At 35.4% G+C, this 9,070-nt stretch carries 10 protein-coding genes; 2 read left to right on the top strand and 8 right to left on the bottom strand.

The features are described from left to right. Nucleotides 1–647: transposase (locus tag ACKGJN_RS13400; protein ID WP_409540054.1), on the top strand; the 647-nt coding region annotated here is incomplete at its 5' end. A 279-nt stretch (nucleotides 648–926) separates the two neighbouring features. Here ACKGJN_RS13400 and ACKGJN_RS13395 read toward each other — a convergent pair. The 4 genes from ACKGJN_RS13395 to ACKGJN_RS13380 form a co-directional block, all read right to left on the bottom strand. After that, a complete protein-coding gene (locus ACKGJN_RS13395) occupies nucleotides 927–1,355 on the bottom strand; it encodes a hypothetical protein (protein ID WP_409540053.1) in 429 nt (142 codons plus the stop codon). 382 nt (nucleotides 1,356–1,737) lie between these two features. After that, the gene (locus ACKGJN_RS13390; RefSeq protein ID WP_409540052.1) at nucleotides 1,738–1,920 is read right to left on the bottom strand and encodes a hypothetical protein; all 183 of its coding nucleotides are present in this window, start codon (nucleotides 1,918–1,920) and stop codon (nucleotides 1,738–1,740) included. Nucleotides 1,921–2,514: 594 nt separating this feature from the next. Further along, the gene (locus ACKGJN_RS13385; RefSeq protein ID WP_409540051.1) at nucleotides 2,515–2,709 is read right to left on the bottom strand and encodes a hypothetical protein; all 195 of its coding nucleotides are present in this window, start codon (nucleotides 2,707–2,709) and stop codon (nucleotides 2,515–2,517) included. Nucleotides 2,710–3,119: 410 nt separating this feature from the next. After that, entirely contained in the window at nucleotides 3,120–3,860 is a 741-nt protein-coding gene (locus ACKGJN_RS13380; RefSeq protein WP_409540050.1) for a hypothetical protein, read from the bottom strand. Nucleotides 3,861–4,155: 295 nt separating this feature from the next. Between ACKGJN_RS13380 and ACKGJN_RS13375 the strand changes: the two genes are divergently transcribed. Next, a complete protein-coding gene (locus ACKGJN_RS13375; RefSeq protein WP_409540049.1) occupies nucleotides 4,156–4,389 on the top strand; it encodes a hypothetical protein in 234 nt (77 codons plus the stop codon). Nucleotides 4,390–4,775: 386 nt separating this feature from the next. On the opposite strand, the gene ACKGJN_RS13370 is transcribed toward ACKGJN_RS13375, so the two are convergent. From ACKGJN_RS13370 to xerA, 4 genes are all read right to left on the bottom strand, one after another. Beyond that, complete coding sequence (locus tag ACKGJN_RS13370; RefSeq protein ID WP_409540048.1) at nucleotides 4,776–5,354, bottom strand: hypothetical protein; 579 nt, start codon at nucleotides 5,352–5,354, stop codon at nucleotides 4,776–4,778. Between the two features lie 46 nt (nucleotides 5,355–5,400). Further along, nucleotides 5,401–6,063 carry a hypothetical protein gene (locus ACKGJN_RS13365; protein WP_409540047.1) on the bottom strand — a complete coding sequence of 221 codons (663 nt, stop codon included), beginning with the start codon at nucleotides 6,061–6,063 and terminating at the stop codon, nucleotides 5,401–5,403. 713 nt (nucleotides 6,064–6,776) lie between these two features. After that, the gene (locus ACKGJN_RS13360; RefSeq protein WP_409540046.1) at nucleotides 6,777–7,880 is read right to left on the bottom strand and encodes a hypothetical protein; all 1,104 of its coding nucleotides are present in this window, start codon (nucleotides 7,878–7,880) and stop codon (nucleotides 6,777–6,779) included. 57 nt (nucleotides 7,881–7,937) lie between these two features. Then, on the bottom strand, nucleotides 7,938–9,065 hold the full coding sequence (gene xerA / locus ACKGJN_RS13355; RefSeq protein ID WP_409540045.1) for a site-specific tyrosine recombinase/integron integrase: 1,128 nt from the start codon (nucleotides 9,063–9,065) through the stop codon (nucleotides 7,938–7,940). Nucleotides 9,066–9,070 lie beyond the last annotated feature (5 nt).

The raw sequence follows: 9,070 nt of genomic DNA, 5'->3' as shown, positions 1-9,070 counted from the left end.
GTCGGAACGAATTAGTGAAGGATCTTCGACGAATCAAATCTGTTATTAAAATGCAGTTGCTCTTCTTTGGCGTAAAGGTTCCAGCGGAGTTTGATAATGATCACTGGAGCCACGCCTTTCGTCATTGGGTGGATAGTCAGGAATTTAATTACCCCACTGCCCGGGAAACCATGGCCAGTAAAATGCGAACTTTCCGGTTTATCGATAAAGAGCTTCGGGATATCTCAAGCCAGCTAAGAGCATATTGTCGGAAACATTTCAAAAAAGATTATTACCTGCTAAGGAGCATTCCGGGAATTGGAGGCATTGTAGCAGTTGGCATTTTATCAGAACTAGGAGATCTGAGACGTTTCAGCAGCTTAAAACACCTGGCAGGTTATGTTGGACTGGCACCCGGAATCCATCAAAGCGGAGCTACTTCAAAATCGATGGGAATGAACCCCCGATGCCACCGCTTAATCCGCTCTTATTTTGTGGAAGCATCATGGCAGGCAATAAGAACAGATCCGGTTATCCAGTCCTATTACAGGAAACACCTGGGTAAGGATGTCAAGAAAATAATAGTCAAAGTGGCCCACAAATTATTAAGTCGGACTTTAGCCGTAATTAAAACCGAAATCCCTTACGAAGTTGGGGTTATAGCATAAAATATAAATCAATGACCAAGCTCAAAATATTAAAAGCCCATACCACAAAACAACGTAGGTGGCCATTCTGGATCACATTTTTTAGCTAGTGGATGGGCTTATTTAACCAATCATAGAGATGCTGGTGGCGCTCAATAGAAGTGACCACAAATAGGATGCTGAGCGGGTTATTTTGCATTAAATTCTCACTGAAGCAAAGCTTCATCAAGAATTTAACGCTCTAAAATTTTATAAAGAATGGAATAAGAGAAAATAAAATATTAATTTTGAAAGACAAGGTTATTGCTTTTCATAGGATATGTTGTTATGCCCTGGCTTAATTTTAATTACTTTCTCTTTGAAAATTATTAGGTAAAATAAAAGTATCATAATCATTATCTCATAACCACTTCTAATTTCGAAAAAATCGCTATTTAATATTAATTTTAAAATTGATTCAAAAATTAATATTAGGCCTCCAAAAATCAGAGCTCGTTTCAGTGTACCTAATCTTATCAAATTTATTTTGTCCGTTTCATATTTTTCTTTTGTAAATACTATTAATAAGAGGGAGGCTAAAAGAATATTTTCAAAAATACTTTTTATAATGTCTTTACTTGATTTAATTAATTCTAACTCAAAATAATAGGTTGTTAAAATTAAAATTGAAATTAGTCCGAATATCAATCCAATTTTTTGATAATAATTTGGTAGTAATTCTTTTTTCATTTTTTAAATAATTTAATCTAATCACTCTGGGGCTTGGGCATAACGTCTCGTATAAAAACAGTGCGAGCCAGCGAGCGTGATTGTCCGCAGGACAATCCGCTGAGCAAGCGAGCACAAAGTTTCGATTCAAGACCAGATTTAGCATTGTTTTTATATGTTGTTACCAACTTTAGCGACACATCAGAGTAAGCCAACGGAAATATTTTTTAATTTGATTCTTCAAGCGTTTTTTCAAGTCGGTCACCAAACCTTTTTGATTTTTCCTATGACCAGAAGTCCAATTCCAATTCCAATACTTGCTCCGATCCAAAATCCGTTCAAATTCATTAAAAAATGTGCTGCCAGGCCAAAAAGAAGGATAACTAACCCTGATATTCGAACTTTATTCATTTCTATTTGTTTTTTTATTTGTTACTCCATAGGTCAAGGATGCCGATATTATAAATGCTGGTATTATAAATATGGAAATTACAGTTTGTGGTTCAATCCATTCATATTGTCCGATTATTATTGCAGAGAATAAAATCACATTTAAAATATAGAATCCTATTTTATTAATTTTCATTCAAATTTATTTTTGAGTGTTTTCAGGAGCTATTGTTGGTAACGTCCCGTATAAAAACTGTGCGAGCTGGCGAGCGCGATTGTCCGTAGGACAATCCGCTAAGCAAGCGAGCAGGGAACTTCGATTTGAGACTGATTTAAGCATTGTTTTTATATGTTGTTACCCTTGTTTGCGACACGGCCGAGTAAGCACGTTCCATTATCCGTTATTTTACCCGCAACTGATTAAAAGTCCGCTGGGAATTGTTGATCCGCTTTCCCTTAAAAATCCGTTTCTCAAAATTGCGAGCCGAGTAAATGAGTCCGCTTTTTTAGATTTCTATTTGTCCGTTCTGTTTATCAGTCCGCTCCGCATTTTACCCGTCCTGGTACAGTCCGTTTACCGCACCATTTTCCACCCTGATTTAAATTTATTGCTCCCAAATTAATCCGCAGGTTATTTTGGAGCAATTAAGGGTAACGTCTCGTATAAAAACTGTGCGAGCTGGCGAGCGTGATTGTCCGCAGGACAATCGGCGAGGCAAGCGAGCAAGGAACTTCGATTTAAGACAGGTCTAAGCATTGGTTTTATATGTTGTTACCACATTTTTATCTCTTAACCATTCCTTCCCATTTTTGATCTGCTGTATAATAATTTCATAAAACCCGTAATGGTTATAAATCCGATAACAATAATATATTTATAGTCCGTTAAAGGATAATCAGGCCCAAAGTCGGTTAATGCAAAAATTAACATTAAAAGTGCGGCAGACCATATCAGAATCAGAAAAGTCCATAATAATTTGTTCATAGTCTTATATTTTTATTTGTGGTAACGAATAGTATATGAAAAGTAGCAGGTTAGTATGTGTCATTTTTTGTTTCAAAAACAAAGATAGCAGAAAAGAGCCAAACCTATGGTTTAGACCTTAACTGCTATTTTTTATATACCTTGTTATGCCACGTTATTTATACTTTCTTCTCTTTTATTATTCGGAAAATTTATTAAATGTTTTATTAGATAACAAAGAGAACCAAGTATTGGTAAAAAGATTATTAAAAGTAACCAAATGAAGTAAGTTTTACCTTTTTCATATTTTGAAATTAAAAAAAGGGAACTAAAAAATAAAGAAATAATAATAGCTAATGTTGTTATTATTTCAAAAGGACCAATCATTAATGGAATTGAATTCATAATTTTATTTATTAAGTTTATAATTATTAGCAACACCAAGCTTGTGCCCAAACGGTACCACCTGATAATGAAACAGCTTCCTGACCTCCAATTTTAGTACAACCATTTGCATCTCCACTATTAATATCATCTTGAACTTCGTATTCTAAATCAGCTTGTGCAGCTGATTCTGTTAGCCCTACGCCTATACTATAGTAAGTATTCCAAAAACTACAAGAAGCTTTGTTAGCTAAAGACGAATTTAAGTTTATTTTTTTAGAATTATCAGATGTAATTTCTTTCAAGTAAGTTAATAAAATAAATGTCTTAATATTTTTTAATGTCTTAACTTCATTAACCTCGTTTATATTACCTGAAAATTCAGGAGTTTTAATATAAGCAATATCATTATTTAGAGAAATTTTATATCTCTCATCACTTTCCAAAACAATAAAGCCATCCTTTAAAATTACAGCATAATCGGATAAAGAAGAGAATTCTCCATTGAACTTAAATTGCTTTTTCGATTCTGCTCTATATTTAGTTTCAAAAGAATTATTAGTTACAATGATTTCAGTACCTCCTAAATTTTGAAAAAATGGAGTAACCAAATCCGTTGATGTTTTTAATTCTACTTTTTCTTCAAGGTTTGTACTTTCTCGTTTAAGAGAGTCATCATTACTACAAGAGAACGAACTAATTAGTAATATAATAGCAAATGTTGTTTTAATAAAATTATTCATATTTATTTTTGTTATGATGAAAGACTTTCTTTTTTTGTCTTTCAAAGTTATTATTTTTTCTACTCTTTCGATTTTCGACTTCTCGTCTGTCTTATTTTTACTTCTTTTTGACAGATTTTCACATCTTGATTTTGGATGGTCAGTCCTTTTTTGACCGTTATGTTGTTTTTAATGTGGCATAACGTGCCGCAGCTATGAAAAGTAGCGGATTGCAAGGCACGAACTATCGGATAAAACAGAAATTAAAACTGAAACACAAACTTAAATATTAACACAAACCCCGCTATTTTTTATAGGTGCTGTTATGCATCTGGTGGCGGACTAAAAAAACGAAAACATTATGATACCAATAGACAAAGAAAGATGTCAAGCAGAAAAGCCTAACGGACAAAGTTTTATGACATTAGGTGGTGGACATAAAATGATTAGGTGTGAAAACAAACCTACTGTAATTGCGGCTGAAACCAATGCAGGTAGTGACGGACTTAAAGGCTCAATGACAATGTGTGATGACTGCTTAAAAGTAGCGAAAAAGCAATTACCTAAAGGCTTTTTTGATATAGTACGTATGTAGCCACTTGTGCATAACGCCCCCTGTAAATGTCAGGCGCACTATTCACAATATCCGTTGCGCTTGCATTTACAGAATGTTAGCAAATCGGTTTAACTAAAACTTAGAAAATATGAAGATTAGAAAGACAAAAGGGGGTAAAATTAAACATATGATACAAGGTGTCCTAAGCATTATAGATGGTTTAATTAGACTGTTTTCGTTTGGATTCTTTTGGTCAAATTTAGAATACAAATATGTAACCCGAACATTACGCAAGTGATTTACCTAACTGTTTGCTAACGTCTCGTATAAAAACTGTGCGAGCTGGCGTGCGTGATTGTCCGCAGGACAATCCGCTAAGCAAGTGAGCAAAGACTTTCGATCCGAGAACAAATTAAGCATTGTTTTTATATGTTGTTGTGTGACGTTTTTAATTTTGGTCTGTTCTTTTTCAAGTCAATACTTAAGAATATTCCACCAATTACGCCGTGAATAATTCCAAGTCCGAGAAATATCCAAAGTTGATAAATTGTAAATCCGATAATTGAATCTAAAAATTTAAATTGAACTTGGTCAATTGAAGTTACAATTCCAACAATCGCAGCTTTAAAATATAAAATTAAAACCCAAGTGAGAAGAATTATCCAGGTCGAAAACAGGTAAAGCTTTCCATTAGTCCGCTTAAGTCGGTTGGAAAGAATTTTCGCCATAAAAAGTCCGATCACAGGAATGGCTACCAAGGTAGCTATCCATTCGGTCAAATGTTCTTCAAAATAATAAATGCCTGGAATTTCATTTATCATCCAAAATATTACTACCGTAATTGCTAATCCGATTATGTAATGTCGAAGGATTATTTTGTATGTTTCAGTCACTTTTTTGGGTTTTTTAAATGGCACACAACGTCTCGTATAAAAACTGTGCGAGCTGGCGTGCGTGATTGTCCGCAGGACAATCGGCTGAGCAAGCGAGCACGAAGCTTCCATTTGAGACTGATTTAAGCATTGTTTTTATATGTTGTTGCCACACGTTTTATTTTTTATTCGCTATAAATTCGTCGGCAATTATATAAGGTTGGCCCAGGTTATAGTTATCCGGACTGGCATCCTCGTTGCCAAAAATCAGAAGTTTGATATTAGGTTGATTTGCATAACCCTTATCATAGCCATCGATTTCCTTTTTCACTTTAAAATCTACTCCGTGTTTCTTACAAACTTTTTCAATCGACTCTTTCAAAGGTTTTGGAACCGATATATTACGTTTCCCATTTTCTTTGTAATATTTATTCAAAGCACAAAAAGTTTTACGTAGTGGAATCCAATTACCCGCAACTTTTTCATATTCAAAAAATAAATCACCTATAAATTCACTTGGGTTTTCGGGAAACTTTATTAATTCACATTCTAAACTTGGCTGGTTATATGTCCATAGTAATGGATGATCATTCAAAATTTTTAATTTAATGTACGGCAGATATAAGTCCGCAAAAATTCCTTTAAAATCAATTGTTCTGTGAGCAATTAACTTCCAGTGCTCCACATTATAAGTTTTCCCATTATCATTTCGCTCCTCTATAATAAAATTGAATTCCATTGTATTAAATTGCCCGATTTCACCTTTCAAATTTTTCAAATGGAAATGTCCGTTTTGATAGAATTCTATAGTATTTGTCCGTTCAATTAGTTTTTCAATCATTGGATTTTTTTAATGTGTGGCAACGTCTCGTATAAAAACAGTGCGGCGATTGACAGCGTTGATTTTCCGCAGGAAAATCAGACGCAGCAAGTACTCAAAGACTTTCGATTCGACACTAAGATAGCATTGTTTTTATACATTGTTGCCAAATGCACCGCCCGCCCGAGTGAGCCGCTTCGCTTTTAATCTGTTGCGTGTTGCTTTTAAAGTTTAAATTTCCTTACCTCTCAAAAAGGGCATTTTTATATCCGATTATTTTTCTCCATTTGAGTGAGAAAGTCCGCTGAATTAAATTTTGAAACTCCAATTTTCTTACCTCTCAAAAATGATAGTTTTAGTGCTTCTTTTTTTCTCCGCTTGAGTGAGAAATCCGCTGCTTTTCATATCTGTTTAAAACAGGCACACTGAAAATCAGAATAAAACCAAATACAAGCGTGTATTTATTTATATAATTATTGTCCCATATGTAAAGGGTGAAAATTATAATACTAACTACTAAAAATATATACTTTAAGTAAGGCAAAAATCTCATAACTATTTAAAATTGAATATTTACGTTTTGTTTGTCAGCGGTGTTTTTGGCAACGTCCCGTATAAAAAAAGTGCGAGCTGGCAAGGGTGATTGTCCGCAGGACAATCAAGCGCTGCAGACGAGCACGAAGTTTCGAATTGGGACAGGTTTGAGCATTGTTTTTATATGTTGTTGGCAACCGTTATTTTCTTGCCTCAATTTCTATTTGATTTCTCAGGTAAGTATTTAAATCCGTTTTCTTTACACCCAAATGATTTTCAATTGCCACATAATATTCTTCATCTGTTTTCCCACTTCTCATAATTTTTTTTAAAAGGTTCCATCCGCCTTTTTCAAAAATTCTCTTGGCGATTAAACCTCCCAAGACGTAATGATAAGCTGTTCGGTTATCCAAATTGGCCAACCTAAGCATATCGCTTAAATTTATTTCAGGATGTTCTTTTAAATATTGATTTGTCCGTTTTATATGCCATTCCAGAGTTTTTCCTCGGCTGCCACCCAAAAAGGTTGCTACACCTTCCGAAACCCAGAAATGTTTTTCAGGAAAATGGTCATCTATTTGAACGTGAAAAACCTCGTGTGGGTAATATTCACCTAAGCCTCCACAATAGACTTTGTCATCAGCCGCTTTTCCACTGGGTCTGGTTTCTCCACCCTGTCCGATATAATAATCAATTCCCTTTAATCTCTGGATTTCATCATAATCGTCCGCTAAATAATATTCAAATGGTTTAGGGCTAACTCCAAAATTTTTACAGGTTTCCTTTATAAAGTCATTTAGCTGATTAGCTTTATCATAATTAAATTCGTGATATTCTGGATAGTAAAAATCTACCAAACCGACAGTGGTACAATTCCATTTTTTTCGGCTATCTGTCAGCCAATTGTAAAGTTTGAATTTGCCGTTTTCCTTTTTAGCTTGATAGTTTACTATGGCTAAAATATATGGTGTTCCATCTTCTTTAGTGTAAGAAAATTGAGCTTTGATTTTATAGGTGTTATTATCAGATTTTATACTCAGCACGTGGACGGGAAATCCCATATATAGCGAAGGTTGAAATTCACTTTCTAAGAAGTCAAAGTTTTTGTGTTTTTCCTGCTCGGTAGAATTCCAATACGGACTTTCCAATTTATTTTGAGGATTTGAAGCTAAATAGTTTTCAAACAATTTCATTACTTCTATTATGTCCTGGTCTGAAGAGTCCACAATATGGTTATAAGTCACTTTCTGTCCAAAAGTGGCAGTACAGAAAAGGAGAGTTATTAATATATGTAAGAGTTTCATTTCTTAATGGTTGCCAACGTACAGATAAACACATTGTGTTTATATCTCCCTTGTCTTCTACGAATCTAGGGGATTTTTTATGTTAAAAAAAACATTTGTTGCCACATGGGTGTATATTTCGGTGGTTTTGCTGCTTTTATGGCCTAAAAGCACCTGGATATATCGTAAATCCGTACCGGCTTCCAATAAATGGGTGGCAAAACTATGACGCAGCATATGGGGCGAGACATTTTTTTTAATTTTCGCACGGACAGCTGCCTGCTTCACTATTTGAGCAATGCTTTCGGCGGAATACCGTCCCCCGGTTTGACCCTCAAACAAATAGGTCGCTGGTTTCCACTTTACAAAATAGGTTCTTAACTCTTTCAACAGTGTATCAGAAAGTAAAGTATACCTATCCTTGTTTCCTTTTCCCCCTCTAACTTTAATCATCATCCGTTTCCCATCGATATCTTCAGGAATCAAATTGAGCAATTCATTCCTCCGAAGTCCGGCGGAGTAAAGCAAACTCACCACACAGCGATGTTTTATATTGTTGGTATGCGCGATGATGGAAAGTACTTCCTCTTTGGAAAGCACTTTCGGCAATTTCTCCTCCACCCGCGGCCGCTCCATCCCGTAAAACCGGTTGGGCATTTCCATCACTACTTCATAATAGAACTTTATGGCATTGATCGCCTGGTTGATATAGGAATTGGAACTTCCTTCCTGTATCAGCTTTTGAAGGTAAGCCCGGATATCGTTTTCATTGATATTCTCTGGCTCAATATGGCTGTAGTGATTGATGAACGCCTCAAAACATGAAACATAAGTTTTTACGGTGTTGTTCGCGTAGCGCTTTAATTCGAGCTTTAACAGGTAACTTTCAGGGCAGCGACGATATCCTGCAGGATGTTTGCGTTTCCTGAACCAGTCAACATTAATAGCCTCATTGTTCCGACTAAACCCGCTGTTGGTGAAAAAATGATTGCAGTTCACCCAGGCTACTCCGCGAAATTGTTCAAATATCCCGTCCAGGGCCGTTGGTGAGTTGGGCACATAGTTCATATGGAACTCATCGCTCCATGCGATTTCGGGAAGTTCATTGACAAGCGCCTGCAGCACTTTATCCTGGTAAAACTTAAGCCCTATGCATTTTTGCTCCGCTATCATTAAGTTCTTAAGGGTGATGTATTTCCTGTCCATGGTCG

Origin of the sequence: Gillisia xinjiangensis (genome assembly GCF_046298265.1) — a bacterium.
GTDB classification, from domain to species: Bacteria; Bacteroidota; Bacteroidia; order Flavobacteriales; family Flavobacteriaceae; genus Gillisia; species Gillisia xinjiangensis.
This window is presented reverse-complemented; position numbering and strand designations above follow the sequence as displayed.